15 protein-coding genes are annotated in these 18,104 nt (G+C 70.9%); 11 read left to right on the top strand and 4 right to left on the bottom strand.

Annotation, left to right across the window (positions count from 1 at the left end):
- Positions 1-8 precede the first annotated feature (8 nt).
- Positions 9-326 (top strand): winged helix-turn-helix transcriptional regulator, encoded by a 318-nt coding sequence (locus IG04_RS0107645; protein WP_030475841.1) that lies wholly within the window; start codon positions 9-11, stop codon positions 324-326.
- A complete protein-coding gene (locus IG04_RS0107640) occupies positions 323-1,462 on the top strand; it encodes a GDSL-type esterase/lipase family protein (RefSeq protein ID WP_030475840.1) in 1,140 nt (379 codons plus the stop codon). Before IG04_RS0107645 ends, IG04_RS0107640 begins: the two co-directional genes overlap by 4 nt.
- 20 nt (positions 1,463-1,482) lie before the next feature.
- On the opposite strand, the gene IG04_RS0107635 is transcribed toward IG04_RS0107640, so the two are convergent.
- A complete protein-coding gene (locus tag IG04_RS0107635; protein ID WP_051769174.1) occupies positions 1,483-4,188 on the bottom strand; it encodes a sensor domain-containing protein in 2,706 nt (901 codons plus the stop codon).
- A 251-nt stretch (positions 4,189-4,439) separates the two neighbouring features.
- On the opposite strand from IG04_RS0107635, the gene IG04_RS0107630 reads away from it, so the two are divergent.
- Positions 4,440-5,585, top strand: coding sequence for a beta-ketoacyl synthase N-terminal-like domain-containing protein (locus IG04_RS0107630; protein ID WP_420843946.1), 1,146 nt, complete (start codon positions 4,440-4,442; stop codon positions 5,583-5,585).
- A gap of 33 nt (positions 5,586-5,618) precedes the next feature.
- On the opposite strand, the gene IG04_RS0107625 is transcribed toward IG04_RS0107630, so the two are convergent.
- A complete protein-coding gene (locus IG04_RS0107625) occupies positions 5,619-6,887 on the bottom strand; it encodes a hypothetical protein (protein ID WP_030475837.1) in 1,269 nt (422 codons plus the stop codon).
- 213 nt (positions 6,888-7,100) lie between these two features.
- Here IG04_RS0107625 and IG04_RS0107620 point away from each other — a divergent pair, with 213 nt between their 5' ends.
- The 7 genes from IG04_RS0107620 (at position 7,101) to IG04_RS0107590 (ending at position 14,765) form a co-directional block, all read left to right on the top strand.
- A complete protein-coding gene (locus tag IG04_RS0107620; RefSeq protein WP_245815853.1) occupies positions 7,101-8,621 on the top strand; it encodes a sugar ABC transporter ATP-binding protein in 1,521 nt (506 codons plus the stop codon).
- Positions 8,618-9,640: an ABC transporter permease gene (locus tag IG04_RS0107615; protein ID WP_030475835.1), complete on the top strand. Its 1,023-nt coding sequence runs from the start codon at positions 8,618-8,620 to the stop codon at positions 9,638-9,640. Before IG04_RS0107620 ends, IG04_RS0107615 begins: the two co-directional genes overlap by 4 nt.
- 40 nt (positions 9,641-9,680) lie before the next feature.
- A complete protein-coding gene (locus tag IG04_RS0107610) occupies positions 9,681-10,715 on the top strand; it encodes a substrate-binding domain-containing protein (RefSeq protein ID WP_030475834.1) in 1,035 nt (344 codons plus the stop codon).
- Between the two features lie 41 nt (positions 10,716-10,756).
- A complete protein-coding gene (locus IG04_RS0107605; RefSeq protein ID WP_173849958.1) occupies positions 10,757-11,893 on the top strand; it encodes a Gfo/Idh/MocA family protein in 1,137 nt (378 codons plus the stop codon).
- A 178-nt stretch (positions 11,894-12,071) separates the two neighbouring features.
- The gene (locus IG04_RS0107600) at positions 12,072-13,079 is read left to right on the top strand and encodes a sugar phosphate isomerase/epimerase family protein (RefSeq protein ID WP_030475832.1); all 1,008 of its coding nucleotides are present in this window, start codon (positions 12,072-12,074) and stop codon (positions 13,077-13,079) included.
- A 42-nt stretch (positions 13,080-13,121) separates the two neighbouring features.
- Complete coding sequence (locus IG04_RS0107595) at positions 13,122-14,345, top strand: ROK family transcriptional regulator (RefSeq protein WP_051769171.1); 1,224 nt, start codon at positions 13,122-13,124, stop codon at positions 14,343-14,345.
- Positions 14,346-14,489: 144 nt separating this feature from the next.
- Positions 14,490-14,765, top strand: a complete 276-nt coding sequence (locus IG04_RS0107590; protein WP_084400802.1) for a LuxR C-terminal-related transcriptional regulator — start codon at positions 14,490-14,492, stop codon at positions 14,763-14,765.
- A 39-nt stretch (positions 14,766-14,804) separates the two neighbouring features.
- On the opposite strand, the gene IG04_RS0107585 is transcribed toward IG04_RS0107590, so the two are convergent.
- Positions 14,805-15,542 carry a D-Ala-D-Ala carboxypeptidase family metallohydrolase gene (locus IG04_RS0107585; RefSeq protein ID WP_030475829.1) on the bottom strand — a complete coding sequence of 246 codons (738 nt, stop codon included), beginning with the start codon at positions 15,540-15,542 and terminating at the stop codon, positions 14,805-14,807.
- Between the two features lie 282 nt (positions 15,543-15,824).
- Between IG04_RS0107585 and IG04_RS0107580 the strand changes: the two genes are divergently transcribed.
- Positions 15,825-17,570 carry a serine/threonine-protein kinase gene (locus tag IG04_RS0107580; RefSeq protein ID WP_030475828.1) on the top strand — a complete coding sequence of 582 codons (1,746 nt, stop codon included), beginning with the start codon at positions 15,825-15,827 and terminating at the stop codon, positions 17,568-17,570.
- On the opposite strand, the gene IG04_RS0107575 is transcribed toward IG04_RS0107580, so the two are convergent.
- Positions 17,567-18,025, bottom strand: a complete 459-nt coding sequence (locus IG04_RS0107575) for a VOC family protein (RefSeq protein ID WP_030475827.1) — start codon at positions 18,023-18,025, stop codon at positions 17,567-17,569. The two genes, IG04_RS0107580 and IG04_RS0107575, sit on opposite strands and share 4 nt — an antisense overlap.
- Positions 18,026-18,104 lie beyond the last annotated feature (79 nt).

The following is an 18,104-nucleotide window of genomic DNA, read 5'->3' as shown; positions in this document are numbered from 1 at the left end:
GAGCGCCGATGTACAACTGCCCGGTCGAGCTGGCCCTCGACGTCATCGGCGGCAAGTGGCGCGCGGTGATCCTCGCGCACCTGAAGCAACGGCCGCACCACTACGGCGAGCTGCGCCGCAAGGTGCCCGGGATCAGCGAGAAGATGTTCGTGCAGCGGCTGCGCGAGCTGCAGGAGTCGGGTCTGGTGGCACGGGCCGAGGTGCCTCCGCACGTCGAGTACTCGCTCACCGGCGAGGGCCGCAGCCTCGGACCCGCCCTGCAGGCCCTCTACGACTGGGGTGTCGAGCGCGCCGCCCGCACCGGTGCGAGCATTGTGGGCACATGATCACCACACCTCTGACCGACGAACTCGTACGCGGCGCCGCCGAACTGGAAGCCACGGCGCGTGGCGTGCGCCCGCATCGTCTGCCTGCCTGGGCGCGCGATCGCTTCCCCGACCCGCAGCTGATGACCGCGGAGAGCAGGCCTTCCGGCGTGCGGGTGGTGATGGCCACCGAGGCCCGCACGATCGAGCTGGTCCTGCACCCGAGCGCGGTCTCCTACCGCGGCGTCGAGCGGCCGCGCGGCAGTGTCGATCTGGTGGTCGACGGAGAACTGGTCGCCAGCGAGCGACTCGACGGTGGCGACCACACCGAGCTCGACGTGCGGACGGGAGCGCGCGAGTTCCACGAGGGTCCGGCGTTCACCGCACGGTTCGCCGATCTCGCCGCCGGCGACAAGGTCGTCGAGATCTGGTTGCCCCACAACGAGACGGTGGACCTGGTCGCGCTGCGCACGGACGCCCCGGTGCGTCCGGCCGCCTCGGGCCGCCGGATCTGGTTGCACCACGGCAGTTCCATCAGCAGCGGGTCCAACGCGGCCACGCCGGCCCGCACCTGGCCCGCGGTCGCCGCGCGTCGCGGTGAGGTAGAGCTGCACAACCTCGGGTTCGGCGGCAGCGCGCTGGTCGACCCGTTCGTCGCGCGGGTGATGCGGGACCGCCCCGCCGACCTGATCAGCGTCAAGTTCGGCATCAACGTCGTGAACTTCGACGTCATGCGGCTGCGGGCGTTCGTGCCGGCCGTGCACGGCTTCCTGGACACGATCCGCGACGGCCATCCCGGCACACCGCTCGTGCTGATGTCGCCGATCTTCTGCGGCAGCTACGAGGACACACCGGGACCGGGCGGCATGGACCTGGAGGCGCTCGACGCGGGCAGGATCGTCTTCACCGCCACCGGTCCGCACGGCGACTCGCCGCAGCTGACGTTGCGGATCATCCGCGAGGCGCTGGCGTCGCTGGCCGAACGCCGCGAGGACGACCCGAACCTGCACTACCTGGACGGCACGCGCCTCTACGGCGAGCAGGACGCCGTTACGCACCCGCTGCCCGACGCCCTGCACCCCGACACGGCCACGCACGAGCTGATCGGCGAGCGCTTCGCGCAGTACGCGTTCGCCGGTCCGTTCGCTGCCCGGTAGGCATCAGGGCGGGCCGGGGCTCACAGGTCGGCCAGCGGTACCGGCCTGCCCAGCAGGAACCCCTGTGCCTGGTCGCATCCGAGCGTCCGCAGGATCTCCAGCTGTTCTACCTGCTCCACCCCCTCGGCGATCACGGTCATGTCGACCGCGTGCGCCATGGCGATGATGCTCGTGACGATCGCCTCCGCCTCGTCGGAGCGGCCCAGCCCCGCCGTGAAGGAACGGTCGATCTTGAGCGTGTCCAGCGGCAGGGTGAGCAGCTGCGCGAGTGACGAGTAGCCGGTGCCGAAGTCGTCGATCGCCAGCCGCACGCCCAACTCGCGCAACGCCGCGAGGGTGCGGGCGGCGAGTGCCGGGTCGCGGGTCAGGGCACTCTCGGTGATCTCCAGGCACAACGAGCTGGGGTCCAGCCCCGCCTTGTGGGTGGCGTGGCGGATCGCGGACACCAGCCACGGGTCGTCGAGCTGGCGGGCCGACAGGTTCACGGTCAGTTCCAGGCCCGGTGCCAGGTCGGCGATCTCGCGGGTGGCGGTGTGCAGCATGTGCGCGCCGACGATGTTGATCAGGTCGCTCTCCTCGGCGAGCGTGATGAACTCCACCGGGGAGATCAGGCCGTAGCGCGGGTGCGTCCAGCGCAGCAGGCCCTCGACGGCGGTGCGCTCGTCCGTGCGGAGGTCGACGATCGGCTGGTAGGCGACCCACAGCTGGTCGCTCAGGGGTGCCGTGCGGAGGTCCTGTTCCAGCTGCAGCCTGCGCTGGATTCGGTCGCGCAGTTCGACGTCGAAGAACGCGATGCGGCCCCGGCCCCTGGTCTTCGCGTGGTACATCGCCAGGTCGGCGTCGCGGAGCAGGTCGGCGCCGTCGCGCGGGTCTCCCGGTTCGGCGAGGACGATGCCGACGCTCGCGTCCACGTGCAGTTTCCTGCCGTCCACGGAGATCGGCCGGTTGAGCTCGGCGCGGACGTGGTCGGCGAGGGAGGTCGCCTCGTCGGGGCCGGTCACGCCGTAGGCGATGACGGTGAACTCGTCACCGCCGAGCCTGCCCACGACGTCGCCCCGGCGGGAGCTGCGGCTCAGCCTCGACCCGACGACCCGCAGCACCTCGTCGCCCGCGCTGTGGCCGAGGGAGTCGTTGATGACCTTGAACTTGTCCAGGTCGATGAACAACACCGCGGTGAGCCCCGACCGGTGGGCCCTGGCGGCGGGGCTGAGGCGGTTGATCGTCACCGTGCGGTTGCATAGGCCCGTCAACGCGTCGTGCGTCGCCTCGTGCTCCAGCTGGCTGTCGATCATGCGGCGCTCGGTGATGTCGGTGAACGAGATGACCGTCGCCGAGGGCGTCATCCCGTCCTGGCTCAGCGCGCGGGCGCTCAGCGACAGCCAGACGTGGGTGCCGTCGGGCCGCAGCGAGCGGAGGATCCGGCCGTGCTGCGCCTTGCCGGTGGCACGGGTGATGGCCGACGCGTACTGCGCGCGCGGGATCGGCTGCCCGGACTCGTCGTGCAGCTCGGCCAGCGACGCGGGCTGGCCGATCGCGTCCTGGGCGCGCACGCCGAGGATCCGTTCGGCGGCGGGGTTCACGGACTCGACGAGACCGGTGGCGCCGACGACCAGCACGCCCTCCTCGATGGCCGCGACCACCGAGGTGAAGTGGTGCTCGGCCCGCCTGCGCGCGGTCTCGTCCGCGCAGACCAGCACGTAGCCGTCGTCCATCCGGGCGACCGACACCCGCACCGCCAGCGCGCCGCCGTCGGGGCGCCGGTGCACCGCGTGCACCACGCCTCCCGCGTCCAGCACCTGCAGCGGGTCCAGCGGCGCACCCACCACCTCGCCGATGGACCGCCCGATCGCCTCTGCCGCGCGCCGGCCGTAGACGTTCTCCGCGCTGCGGTTCCAGCTCGTCACGACACCGTCGGAGGTGGTCGCGATGAGCGCGTCGCTGACGTGCGCGGCGAGCGCGGCCTGGTAGCGCAGGGCCGCCGCGGCCGCCTTCTGCTCGGTGACGTCCCGCATGATCACCTGGAACGCCGGCCGGCCCTCCCAGGTCGTGCGCACCGAGACCGACTCGATGTCGGTGGTGCCGCCGTCGAACCGGACCAGTACGGCGTCGGCCGGGTCGCTCGTCGCGCCCGGCTCGGTCAGCTTCGAGATCCGCCCGATCATGTCCGGCTGTGAGTCCGGGTGCACGAAGTCGGTGATCGGGCGTCCGATCACGTCGGACTCCGACCGGGCCCGCACGAACTGGACCGCCGCCGGGTTCGCGTACACCAGCAGACCCGCCTCGTGCACCACGATCGCCTCGGGGGCGAGGTCCACGAGCAGCCGGTAGCGGTCGGCGAGGTCCGCGAGCTCCTGCTGCTGGACGTGCCGCCGGGTCACGTCGGCGACTACACCGACCAGGGCACGGACGGACTCGTGGGTCGAGACGCGGGCGCGGAACTGGAGCCAGCGCGTGCCGATCGGCGTCTCGAGGGGCTGTTCCAGCTCGAAGTCCTGCCACGCCGCCGCCTTCGTGGCCACGTGCAGCGGGGCGGTCAGCTCGGCCAGCCGGGCGCGCACGGTGTCCTGGTCCGCGCCGGGCACGCCGATGACCGCGTCGAGGCCGGGCATCCAGCCGAGCTCGCCGGCGTCGAGGTCCAGCCACCACACGACGGCGGCACCGACCGAGAGCGCGAGCTCGACCAGCAGTTCCTGGTCGAAACCGGCGTCGCCGATCAGGCCACTCACGTCTCGGCCCCCAGATCCGGGTGTTGGCACTGTGAAGTCCTACTACACACTCGACCAGAGCCGCATCCGTCTGGCGTGAACATGGTGAGCCGTTATATCCGGTCGCCGGGACCGCCCGATGATCAGGGTTCGCTTCTGACAGTCCACTGTGGACGGCCGAGTGCCGTTTCGCAAGCCGGTTTACACCGTTATCCTTCTCCGAAGAGGTGTCGGCCCTCAGTCTGGGGGAGCTGGATATGGTCGCGCAAAGCATGGGCATTTGTGGAATCGGCGTGGTCAGCGCGTACGGGTGGAACCGCCGGTCGCTCTGGGACGGACTGATGAGCGGCAAACCCGCCGCGTCGATCGTCCCGGAACTGAACCGGTTCCCGGGCGACACGGTCTGGGCCGCGTACGTCGCGCAGGGTGGTGACCCGGTCGACGGGCCGAGCCGGTTCGCCCGTGCCATGCGAGCCGCCGCCAGGGAGGCGATCGACGACGCGGGTGCTCGCGGCTGGCGTCCGGGCCGGAGGGTCGGGCTGCTGCACGCGGTCGTGCTGGGCGAGGTGGACCTATGGCGCGACTTCTACGTCACGCGCGGTGGCGAGTTACCGGTGCACGACTACCTGGCGTTAATGCCGTCCACGCCGATGTCGACGTTCATGCAGGAATACGGTTTCCACGGCCCCGCCATGAACGTCTCGGCGATGTGCGCGTCGGGCAACGCCGGGCTGATCACGGCGAAAGCGTGGCTGGACGCGGGAATCGTCGACGACGTGGTGTTCGTCGCGACAGATCTGTCGCTCACCCCGGAGAACGTCTCGCACTTCGTCCGCCTGGGAGTGGCCATCGTGGACGCGGAACCGCTCGACGCGTGCCGCCCGTTCCAGGAGGGCAGCAGGGGTTTCGTGATGGGTGAGGCGTCCGTGGCGTTCGTACTCTCGCGCAGCGCGACCAACCCTTACGCGCTCACTCTCGGTGGCGCGATGTCTCACGACGCGTACCACGTGACGTCGATCGATCCGCGGCTCGACCAGGTCACCGCCTGCTTCACCGACGCACTCGACAACGCGGGGGTCAGCGCGGCGGACGTGCGCTACCTGAACGCGCACGGTCCAGGCACGGCGCAGTGTGACACCGCCGAAGCGGCGGTGCTGGACCAGCTCTTCGGCCCGGACACCGGGATCTATTCCGTCAAACCGCTGACCGGGCACTGCCAGGGCGCGGCGTCGGCGATCGAGGTCGCGGTGACGGCGATGGCGTACGACACGGGAATGATCCCGGCATCACCGGTCGTGGCACCGGCACACCCGCGACTGCTGGACGGCCCGACGCCGTTGCGCGGCGGCCTCACGATCAAGTCGTCACTCGGCATGGGCGGCCACAACTCGGTGGTGGTGCTGGCGCCTCCGGCCTGACCAGGCCCTGTGGCCTGGCCAGGCGGACCTCGTTCAGCAGGCGGGGAAGAACGCCCTGGTGCCACCGGTGGCCTGCCGGTCGCTGAACCGGCAGCCGAACCGCGGGTCGTCCGTCCGGCGCACGTCGTCACCGGCCGGCCGCTTACCCCGGTCCACCCACGTGGTCAGGTCGCGCCACGCGGTCCCGGCCTCGGCGGCGGAGAACTCGCAGTGGTCGACCGTACGGATGGCGCGCTGCACCAGCAGATGCGTGCGGCCGAAGCGGGCGGCGTCGTCGCGGTAGTCCTGCTCCATCGAGAACGGCACGAACAGGTCGCCGATCCCGTGCAGCGACACGACCGGAGCACTCGGAAGACCCTGCACGGCAGGGATCTGGGTAAGCGCCCACGTGTGCCGTGCGACGGGGTTGGCCGCGCGCACCCGTTGCACGGTCGCATTGACGTCCACCGGCGAGTTCGGCCGGTAGCGGGTGGTGACGTTCGTGGCGATCTGCAGCGGGTTCTCCGCGAGGCTGGTGCCGGCGGGGTTGGTGACCAGGCCGAACAGGAAGTTCTGCCAGTAGGCGTAGGCCGCCTCGGTGCCGGGCCGCGCGCCGCCGGACAGGGTGGCGACGAGGGCCTTGAACTGGCCGTCGCGGCCGGCCAGTGCTTCCTTGATCCGGGGCACCACGACGGTCGCGTAGTCCGGCGGCAGCGGATAGGCCCTGATGCCGGTCAGCGCCTGCGCGGCGAGGTGGTAGCTCAGGAAGTAGTCGAACAGTTCGTGGTCGCCCAGCACACCGCACATCGGCAGCGCACCCGCGTAGAACCCCGGGTACTGCTCCAGCGAACGGGCGATGACGTGCCCGCCCATGGACACACCGGCCAGGAAGACCTTGCTGGGCCGCTGCACCTTGCGCCCGAACAACGTCGCGAGCTCGCGGGTGGTCGTGACACCGGCCCGGACGTCGTAGGCGTTGCTGTAGTAGGAGGACGCGGCCCACGCGTAGCCCTCGTCGAGCCAGCGTTGCCGTAGCCCGAACGGCGGAGCGTCGACGGTGAGGACCTTGCCGTCACCGCGATAGCCGTGCGCCCACATCGCGAGCCGCCCGTTCCAGCGCGGCGGCACCTCGATGATGTAGCCCGCGTGGCTGTGCACGCCCTGCAGGACCTTCGTCGGCTTGCCGCCGACCAGTGCCGGGGCGAGAGGCGGGTTGACGATCGTGTAGCCGGGCAACGGCTGATCGCCGCCGGTGGCCGCCGCGGGCTGCGCCACGACGGACACGAGGACGAACGACAACGCGACGGTGAGCAGTCGTCTCATGTCCGGGACGCTACTAGCGGGCGGGCGTCGGCGACAGGAGTCCGTTCGGCCGTACGCGGCGACCTCGTGGATGCGCCGGTCAAGAGAAATGTTGGCCGATATGTGCCACCCCGACCATCTTGCCGGGTGCGGAGCGGCTCATTAGCGTCATTTCCAGTAAGGCCGAATTCCCTTCTGGCACAACGGTTGCCGGAACCCCCGGAGGACTCGATGGTGAGCTCGCCCGCGCGTGCGAACGCGCTGCTGTCCGTGCAGGGGCTGGTGAAGCGCTTCCCCGGCGTGACCGCACTGGGAGGTGTGGACTTCGACGTCCGCGCGGGGGAGGTCCACTGCCTGCTCGGGCAGAACGGCGCGGGCAAGTCGACGCTGATCAAGGTCCTGTCCGGTGCGCACCGCCCCGACGAGGGCGAGATCCGCTGGCGGGGCGAGGTCGTGGAGTTCGGCAACCCGACGGCCGCGATGCGCAGCGGTGTGGCCGCCATCTACCAGGAGCTCGACCTCGTGGCCGGTTTGTCGGTGGCCGACAACGTGTTCCTCGGTCACGAACTGTCCACAGCGGGCTTCAGCCGGCGGGCCGAGGCGCGCCGCAGGACCCGCGCGCTGCTCGATCGCCTGGGGCACAGGGACATCTCGCCCGACCGTGACGTCGGCCGGTTGTCCGTGGCGCACCAGCAGGTCGTCAGCATGGCGCGGGCGCTGTCGCTGGACGGGCAGCTGCTGATCATGGACGAGCCGTCGGCCGTGCTGGACCCGGACGAGGTGCGGGTCCTGTTCGGTGTCATCAGGGAGCTCACCGCCCAGGGGGTGGCGGTGATCTACATTTCGCACCGGCTGGCCGAGATCAGGGAGATCGGTGACCGGGTGACCGTCCTCAAGGACGGCCGCACGGTCGCGACGGGTCTGCCCGCACGCGAGGTGAAGACCTCGGAGCTGATCTCACTGATGACCGGGCGGGTGCTGGACAACGTGTACCCGCAGCGGGCATCTCTCGACCCGGCCGCACCCGAGGTGCTGGTGGTGCGCGGACTGGCCGACGGCGACCGCTTCGCCGGCGTGGACCTCACGGTCCGCGCCGGTGAGGTGGTCGGGCTCGCGGGTCTCGTGGGATCCGGCCGCTCGGAGATCCTGGAGACCGTCTACGGCGCGCGCAAGGCGGCCGAGGGCACCGTGGAGGTCGACGGCAGGCGCCTGCGACGAGGAAGCGTCGGCGCCGCCGTGCGCGCGGGAATGGGGTTGTGCCCCGAGGAACGCAAGAGCCAGGGCTTGCTGCTGGACCAGGCCGTGTACCGCAACATCACCGTCTCGTCGATGTCGTCGTTCGCCAAGTTCGGGTTCCTCGACGACCGCGCCGAACGGGTCCGCTCGAGCCAGTTGACCGAGGCGCTGGACGTCCGGCCGGCCGGCGTCGACCGCCTGGTGCGCGGACTGTCCGGCGGCAACCAGCAGAAGGTCGTGCTCGCGCGGTGGTTGCTGCGGGAGTGCCGGGTGCTGCTGCTGGACGAACCCACCCGCGGCGTGGACGTGGGCGCGCGCAGCGAGATCTACGAACTCGTCCGTCAGCTGGCCGACTCCGGTGTCGCCGTGGTCGTCGTGTCCAGCGACGTCGAGGAGGTCCTGGGCCTGGCCGACCGGGTCCTGGTGGTGCGCGAGGGCCGGGTGGTGCACGACGGCCCGGCCGACGAGATCGACGAGTCCCGGGTCCTCGACCTGGTCATGGAAGGACAGCCAGCATGAGCGAGGACACCGCCGTGCCCACGCAGCAGAGAACACCGGTCGCGAAGGAGTCCGGCATCTCGGCGCTGCTCGGCTCCGCGGCCGGGCGCAACACCGGTCTCGTGGTCGCACTCGTCCTGTTGTGCATCGGCGGTGTGGTCACGGCCGGCGACCGGTTCGCCGACATCGACAACGTGCTCACCATCCTGCGGCTCGCGGCGGTGATCGGCGTCGTGAGCATCGGCATGACGTTCGTGATCACCGGCGGCGGGATCGACCTGTCGGTGGGCGCGATCGTCGCGCTCTCCTCGGTCTGGGCGACAACCCTTGCCACGCAAGGGATCGCGAACGACACGCACTGGATCGTCATGGTGTTCACCGCGTTGCTGGTGGGCGGTGCGTGCGGACTGGTCAACGGCGCGCTCATCGCCTACGGCCGGGTCGTGGCGTTCATCGCGACCCTGGCGAGCCTGGCCGCCGCCCGCGGTCTCGCCGAGATCATCTCCAACCGCAAGACGCAGATCGTGAACGTGCCGGGCTTCGCCGCGTTCTTCGACGCGTCGGTGCTGGGGATACCGGTGCTCGTGGTGATCTTCGCACTGGTCGCCGTGGGCGGGTGGGTGTTGCTCAACCGGACCACGTTCGGGCGGCGGACGTTCGCCGTCGGCGGCAACCCGGAGGCGGCACGGCTCGCCGGCATCGACGTGCGGCGCCACACCGTGATGCTCTACTCGCTGCTCGGCCTGTGCTGCGGGCTCGCCGCCGTCATGCTCATCGCCCGCACCACGACCGGCAGCGCGACCCACGGCGGCCTGTACGAGCTCGACGCGATCGCCGCGGTCGTGATCGGCGGCACCCTGTTGTCCGGTGGCCGCGGCACGATCGCCGGCACCGTCTTCGGCGTTCTGATCTTCACCACGCTGTCGAACGTCTTCACCCTCAACAACCTCTCCATCTCCGCCCAGGCCGTCGCGAAGGGCGCGATCATCGTGGTCGCCGTCCTCCTCCAGCAGCGGCTCGCCCGACGCAGCGGCGCTTGACGCCGCGACCACGACCGCTGCCACCCGAGGAGAGAAACACATGCCGTACAAGAGAACCGTCAGCCTCGTCGCCGCGCTGACACTCGGTGTCACGCTCACCGCGTGCACGGGCAACACCCCCGAGCCCCAGGGCGGCGGGAACCAGAGCGGCGGTGTGAAGGTCGCCAACGACGAGCCGGGCAAGAAGGTCGTCATCGGCTTCTCCGCACCGGCCGCCGACCACGGCTGGATGGCCGCGATCACCGACGCCGCCAAGAAGGAGGCCGGCAAGTACTCCGACGTCGAGCTGCGCGTCGTCGAGGGCACCAACGACCCCAACCTCCAGATCAGCCAGGTCGAGACGTTCATCAACGACAAGGTGGACGCGATCGTCCTGCTGCCGTTCGACGGCGCGGCGCTCACCCCGGTCGCACTGAAGGCCATGAAGGCCGGCATCACCGTGATCAACGTCGACCGCCAGTTCGACAGCCCGTTCGCCGCGCGGTCCACCGTGCTCGGCGACAACTACGGCATGGGCGTGTCCGCCGGCACGTACGTCTGCGAGCGGCTCAAGGACAAGCCGGGCTCCGTGGTCGCGGAGATCGCCGGCATCGACTCGCTGCCGCTGACCCAGGACCGCAGCAAGGGCTTCGCGCAGGCGCTCGCGGGCTGCGGGCTGAAGGTCGGCAACCGCGTCGCCGCCGAGTTCACCGTGGAGAGCGGTGAGCGGGCCGCCGCGAACCTGCTGCAGGCCGCACCCAAGATCGACGCCCTCTGGAACCACGACGACGACCAGGGCGTCGGCGTCACCGCCGCCATCAAGAACTCCGGCCGCAGCGAGTTCTTCATGGTCGGCGGCGCGGGATCGGCCAACGTGATGCGCGAGATCAAGGCGGACAACGGCCCGCACAAGGCGACCGTGATCTACCCGTCCACCCAGGGCGCCGACGGCATCCGGCTCGCGCGGCTCGCCGTGCAGAACAAGAGCCTCGGCGACCTGGTCGAGGTGGAGATTCCGCGGCAGGTCCAGCTCTACGCGCCGGTCGTCACGAAGGACAACGTCGACCGCTACCTGCCGACCGCCTTCGAGTCCTGAGAAACCGAGAGGACCGCACGGTGACTGAACTTGGCATCGCGATGATCGGCCACGCCTTCATGGGAGCCGCGCACTCCCAGGCGTGGCGGGTCGCGCCGCGCTTCTTCGACCTGCCGCTGCGACCGGTGATGTCCGTGCTCTGCGGCCGCGACGCCGAACGCACCGCGGCCGCCGCCGAACGCCTGGGCTGGGCGGAGGCCGTGACCGACTGGAAGTCCGTGCTGGACCGCGACGACGTGCACGTGGTGGACATCTGCACGCCGGGTGACACGCACGCCGAGATCGCGATCGCCGCCCTGGACGCGGGCAAGCACGTGCTGTGCGAGAAGCCGATGGCCAACAGCGTCGCCGAAGCCGTCGCCATGGCCGAGGCCGCCGAACGCGCCGCACGGCACGGGGTCCGGGCCATGGTCGGGTTCAGCTACCGGCGGGTGCCCGCCCTGGGCCTGGCGCGCGACCTGGTCGCCCAGGGCAGGCTGGGGCGCATCCACCACGTGCGCGCCCAGTACCTGCAGGACTGGATCGTGGACCCGGCCGCGCCGCTGTCCTGGCGGCTGGACAAGGAGAAGGCGGGCTCCGGCGCGCTGGGCGACATCGGCGCGCACATCGTGGACGCCACCCAGTTCGTCCTCGGCGACACCATCAGCGAGGTGATGGGGACGCTGGTGACGTTCGTGCCGGAGCGTCCGCTGGCGGCCAGTCACTCCGGGCTGTCCGGCACCGCGTCCGAGGAGACCGGACCGGTCACCGTGGACGACGCGGCGCTGTTCCTGGCGCGCTTCGCCGGCGGCGCGCTCGGCTCGTTCGAGGCCACGCGCTTCGCCAACGGCCGCAAGAACGCGCTGCGCATCGAGATCAACGGCTCGAAGGGCAGCCTGGCGTTCGACTTCGAGGACATGAACGTGCTGCAGTTCTTCGACGGCACCGAGGACTCCGCCGTCGCGGGGTTCCGCCGGATCATGGTCACCGAGCCGGAGCACCCGTACGTGGGTGCCTGGTGGCCCGCCGGGCACGGCCTGGGCTACGAGCACGCGTTCACCCACCAGGCCGTCGACCTCGTGCGGGCGGTGGCCGCGGGCACCGACCCCACACCGACGTTCGCCGACGGACTGCGGGTGCAGCGCGTCCTCGCCGCCGTCGAGGCAAGCTCGGAAACCCGCACGTGGCAGCAGGTTTAGGTCGTGTCCTACAAGCCTCGTCCGGCGACAGTAGCGGCCGAGGGACCCGGAGGCGGCACCGCCGCAACACCCGAATACGCCCGGTATGAGGGCGCTGCGGCGGCACCGCCTCCGGGTCGCTCGCCCGCGCCTCTCACCGAACGAACTTGCAGGACACGACCTGAGGAGGAGACCGGAGATGGCACGTCCGATCACGCTGTTCACGGGCCAGTGGGCCGACCTGCCGTTCGAGGAGGTCTGCCGGCTGGCCTCCGGCTGGGGCTACGACGGCCTGGAGATCGCCTGCTGGGGCGACCACCTCGACCCGTGGCGGGCCGCGGAGGACGACGACTACGTCGCGGACCGGCTCGCGATCCTCGCCAAGCACGACCTGAAGGTGTGGGCGATCTCCAACCACCTCACCGGCCAGGCCGTCTGCGACGATCCCATCGACGAACGGCACCAGGGCATCCTGTCCGCCCGCAACTGGGGTGACGGCGATCCCGAGGGAGTGCGGCAGCGGGCGGCGGAGGAGATGAAGGCGACCGCGCGGGCCGCGGCCAGGCTCGGCGTCGACACCGTCGTCGGGTTCACCGGCTCGTCGATCTGGAAGGCCGTCGCGATGTTCCCGCCGGCGCCCGCCTCGATGATCGACGCGGGCTACCAGGACTTCGCCGACCGCTGGAACCCGATCCTGGACGTGTTCGACGAGGTGGGCGTGCGGTTCGCGCACGAGGTCCATCCGTCCGAGATCGCCTACGACTACTGGACCACCGTCCGGGCGCTGGAGGCGATCGGGCACCGGCCCGCGTTCGGCCTCAACTGGGACCCGTCGCACTTCGTCTGGCAGGACCTCGACCCGGTCGGGTTCCTGTGGGACTTCCGCGACCGGATCTACCACGTCGACTGCAAGGACGCCCGGCGCCAGGTCGGCAACGGCCGCAACGGGCGCCTCGGCTCGCACCTGGCGTGGGCGGACCCGCGGCGCGGCTGGGACTTCGTCTCCACCGGACGCGGTGACGTGCCGTGGGAGCAGTCGTTCCGGATGCTCAACACCATCGGCTACGCCGGCCCGATCAGCGTCGAGTGGGAGGACGCGGGGATGGACCGGCTCACCGGTGCGCCCGAGGCGCTGGAGTTCATCCGCCGCGACGCGTTCGACCCACCGTCGGCCTCGTTCGACGCCGCCTTCAGTTCCGGCGGGTGACGACCGCGAACCGCCTGCCCGTGCCGATGTGACAATTGTTCGATGGAGAGCACCTTGGGTGTCGAGGCGGGTTCGCCGGCCGCAGTGCTGCGCATGCTGATGGACGGCAGCCCGCGCACCCGAGCGGAGATCGTGGCCGCGACCGGCCTCGCCCGTTCCACCGTGCGCGCCAGGCTGGACCTGCTGGTGGCCGCCGGCCTGGTGACCGGCAGCGGCACGGGCGAGTCGACCGGAGGACGTCCGGCCGGCAGGTTCGGCTTCAACCCCTCCGCCCACCTCGTGCTCGCGGCCGAGGTGGGCGCCACCCACGCCACCGTCGCCATCTCCGACCTGGCCTGCCAGTTGCTGGCCGTCGAACAGGTGGACCTCGACGTGGCCGACGGCCCGGCCGCCATACTTCCGCTCCTGGTCACGACCTGGCGCTCGTTGCTGCGGACCGTCGGCACCGCGGAGATCGCGGGCGTCGGCATCGGCCTGCCGGGCCCGGTCGAGCACTCCAGCGGCCGCCCGAACAACCCGCCGATCATGCCCGGCTGGGACGGCTTCGACGTCCCCGCGGCGATCGCGGCGGAGTTCGACGTGCCGGTCCTGGTCGACAACGAGGTCAACCTCATGGCCCTGGGCGAGCACACCGCCTCGCACCCGGACGTGCGGCACATGATCGTGGTGAAGGCGGCGACCGGCATCGGCGCGGGCCTGATCAGCAACGGCGTCCTGCACCGCGGCGCGGCGGGTGCCGCGGGCGACCTCGGCCACATCAGGGTGCCCCAGGGCGGCGAGGCGCTCTGCCGCTGCGGCAACACCGACTGCCTGGAGGCGGTCGCCGCCGGCCCCGCGCTGGCCGCGAAGCTGCGCGACCTGGGCCACCCCGCCGACTCGACGGCCGACGTGGTCGGCCTCGTCCGGGCCGGCAACCTCGAGGCGGGCCGCGTCGTGCGGCAGGCGGGCAGGGACATCGGCGAGGTGCTCGCCGGCTGCGTCAGCATGTTCAACCCGTCGCTCGTGGTCATCGGCGGCCTGCTCGCGGAGGCGGGCGAGATGCTGCTGGCGGGCGTGCGCGAGTCGATCTACCGCCGCTCGCTCCCGCTGGCCACCGAGAACCTGCGCATCGTCGCCTCAGGCGCCGGTGTGACCGCCGGTGCCCTGGGCGCGGCGGCGATGGTGGTGCGGCACGTGCTGTCGCCGGAGGTGCTGGACGCGCGGCTGGGCGAGGTCGCAGCCGGTGCCGCCGCACCTGAGGTGCAGCTTTCCTCCAGCGCCACCTAGGCACGTCGATCACGGGCCTTGTTCTGTCCCCGAGAGCTGTCTGCCCTGGTAATGGCGGCGTTCATCCTGAAGATGGGTGTGATTTGACAGCGAAGTGCGGACTTTTGATTGACGGCCGCCAATAGTCCGACATACAGTCGCCCTATGACTGTGACCCGCGTAACACCGGGGGTGGTCACCCACCTGACCGTGGGCCAGGAGCCCACGATGGCGACTCAGCGCCTGTTGCGGCTCATGCGCACCGGCGCGACCGACCGTGCGATCGCCCGCGAGCTGGACGTCAGCCTGCGCACCCTGAACCGGCGCATCGCGCGCCTGCAGTCACTGCTCGGCGTGCAGTCGAGGTTCCAGCTCGGCATGCTCGCCGCCGAACTGGAGTGGCTCGCGGTGCCTCCGCGGGCGCGGGCCGCGGGGGAGTGAACGGCGACTCCCGTACGGGAGCCGCCGTGTCGATGGTGACTAGATGCCGCAGCTCGGTGCGGACCAGAAGCGGCTGGACCGGTGGGCGACGTGCACGTGGTCGTTGTGGCCGGTGTAGCCCGGGCCGAGGATCTCGCTGAAGCCGTGGTTGCGGGCCTGCTTGGCCAGCGCGCAGAAGCCCTGCGGTCCGGCGCCCAGGTCGACGGCGTCGCCGTAGAGGTGCCGGCTTCCGGTCGCGCCGCCGACGGCGTTGTTGCACGCGACGCTGCGGAAGCCGCCGTTGACGTCGATCGGCCTGTCTCCCATGGCGTGCCGCATCGCCTGCAGCTTCCACATGGACACCAGGGCGTTGGCGCGCGCGGTCGCCGCCGAGACGTTGCCGCCCGACCAGTCGGAGTTGCAGTTGTTCAGCTCGTCGTAGGAGAAGTTGACGGGCGTGCAGTCGTTGTCCTGCAACGCGTAGAGCTTCGTGAACGTGGCGGATCCGGCGATGCCGTCGGCGCCGAGGCCGTAGGCCTGCTGGAACCGGGTCACCGCCGCCTTGGTGGCGGGCCCGAACTGCCCGTCGAGGCCCAGCACGCCGCCGTAACCGGGATAGCCGGCCACCCGGATCTGCAGCTGACGCACGTCCTCGCCCGACGCTCCCTGCGAGAGGGTGCGTCCCCAGGTGTAACAGGCGTCGGCGGCCGTCACGGGATCCGCCTCCGCCGCTGCGGCAGGGGTGACGACCACGGCGGAGAGCAGGGCGAGGATCGGTAAGACGAAACGGAGTTTCATGACAAGCGGCACCTTTCGATCACAGGGAGGTGCAGCGTGTCGAGTTCCCGCCGGGTCTGTCAATGAGCAACCAAATGAACTTCGAGTGTGGCGAGGAGAAACCACCCGAACGGCCGTCACGACAACGCCGCCTCTGTCCACAAAGGATCGTGGCGCCCGTTGGCCCGGCCTGGCCTCCGCGCACCGGTTCGCCCGCGCATTTGTAGGCTGCTGCCCGGTGGAACGCGCGGCGGCCGGCGCGCGTCGACTCGAACGGACGCGACGCTCGGGACAACGAGGACCATGACGGAAGAGACGTTCGGGCCGTACCGGATCGAGCAACTGCTCGGTCGCGGCGGGATGGGCGAGGTGCACCGGGCCTACGACACGGCGCACGACCGGTTCGTGGCGCTCAAAAGGCTGTCGCCCGGCTACCACGACGACGAGGACTTCCGCGCCCGCTTCCGCCGCGAGGCGCAGATCGTCGCCCGGCTGCGCGAACCGCACGTCATCCCCATCCACGCCTACGGCGAGATCGACGACCGCCTCTACCTGGACATGCGGCTGGTGGAGGGCGCCGACCTGTCGGACGTGATCCGCGAGGGGACCGTCGAACCGGCACGGGCCGTGCGCATCGTCGACCAGGTGGCGAGCGCACTGGACGCCGCTCACGCCGACGGCCTCGTGCACCGCGATGTGAAACCGTCGAACGTCCTCGTGACCTCCGGCGACTTCGTGTACCTGGTGGACTTCGGCATCGCCCGCAGCGTCTCACCGGCCGCCACGAGCCTGACGGCGTCCGGCTCCGTGGTCGGCACCCTCGACTACATGGCCCCGGAACGCTTCGAGAGCGGCCCGGTGGACGGCCGCGCGGACGTGTACGCCCTGGCGTGCGTCCTGTTCGCCTGCCTGACGAGCCGCCGGCCGTTCAGCGCAGACGGCACCGCCGCCCAGATCTGGGCGCACCTCAACGAGGCACCGCCCAAGGCGTCCCCGCTGAACCCGGAGGTCCCGGCGGCGCTGGACGTCGTCATCGCGAAGGGCATGGCCAAGAACCCGGCCGACCGCTACGCCACGGCGGGCGCCTTCGCGCGGGCGGCAGCCGAAGCACTGGCCGCACCTGCGGGCGCGACACCACCCGCGACACCGCCCGCGGGACAACTCGGGTTGGCCGGCGCGACTCCATCCGCGGGACAGCCCACTCGTCCGACCCCACCAGGCCCGACCGGCTGGCCGCAGCCCGTCCCGCCGGTCCCGCAGGGCCGCCCGCACTTCCCTCAGCCGCCCACACCTCAGCCCTGGGCGCCGGTTCAGCGCGTCCCGACCGGCCCTCAGCAGGCCGTGACGCCGCTGCCGTACCCGCCGACCCGCGCCCAGTCCGGTCCCGCGTCCCCCGCCAAGAGGATCGCCCTCGCCGGCGGAGTGCTCGCGGTCGTGGCGGGCATCGTCGCGACCGTGCTGATCATCGGGAACGGCGACAGGAAGCTCGGGTCCGGCACGTCCAGCAGCACCCCGGCCAGCACGACCACGACCACGACGACCACCACGACCACGAGCGCCACCCCGACGCGGACGCCGCAGGACGACGCGCTGCTGGCGGCCCTGCCGGCCGTCTACCAGACCGCCAAGTCCTGCGTGCCCGTCGCTGCCGAGCAGGGCACGGTCGCCACCGCCCGCTGCACCACCGTGACCGTCGACGACCCGTGGGCCCCGCCGCCGGCCGAGGCCGAGTTCCGGCTGTTCGCCGACCAGGCCAAGCAGAACGCGTTCTTCCAGGACCTGGTGGCGAGCCGGGGCATTCCGCGGATGGACGAGCGCGGTGGGTGCCGGCCCAAGTCCGACCCCATCCACTACGCGCTCTTCTACCGCGACACCTCCGGCCCGCTGCCGAACGAGTTCACCACCTGCTTCCTCGACGGCGGCATCGCCCAGGTCTGGTGGGTCGACACCAAGAACCTCACCATCGGCACGCTGAAGAAGCCGGGCGACATCAACACCCTCGACAAGCTCGACCTGTGGTGGAACCACCAGATCCTGACGGTGCTCTAGGCCTGCACGCGGACGTCGAGGATCCACGTCACGCCGAACCGGTCGGTGAGCATGCCGAAGCCCGGTGCCCACGGCGCGGGGCCGAACTCCTCGACCACCGCGGCGCCGTCGGCGAGGCCCTTCCAGAGCGTGGCGACCTCCTCGACGGACTCGCCGCTCACGGAGAGGAAGAACGGCTCCGTGGTGATCGTCGTGCCGTTCGCCCGGTGGGTGGTGGGCTCGCCGTGGACGAACGGGACGGTCTCGCCGGGCACGTCGTAGGCCATGACGCGGAAGCCGTTGTCGGCGACGACCTGGCCGAAGACCACGTTCTGGGCGCCGGGCAGGCCGGCGGGCATGCCGAAGTCGGCGTAGGTGGCGATGGTGGCCTGTCCGCCGAACACCGATCGGTAGAACTCCAGTGCCTCCCTGGCCTGGCCGCGGAAGTTGAGGTGGGTGACTGCGTTGAGCGACATGGTGTCCGGTCCTTCACGAGTGGTTCTCGCCGCCGGAGGTCTCCGGCGACAAGAACCACGATGTCAGCGGTAGCGGACA

The organism is Lentzea albidocapillata (assembly GCF_000719115.1).
Lineage (GTDB): Bacteria > Actinomycetota > Actinomycetes > Mycobacteriales > Pseudonocardiaceae > Lentzea > Lentzea albidocapillata.
Note: the sequence above shows the minus strand (reverse complement) of the source record. Positions and strands in the feature narration are given on the sequence as shown.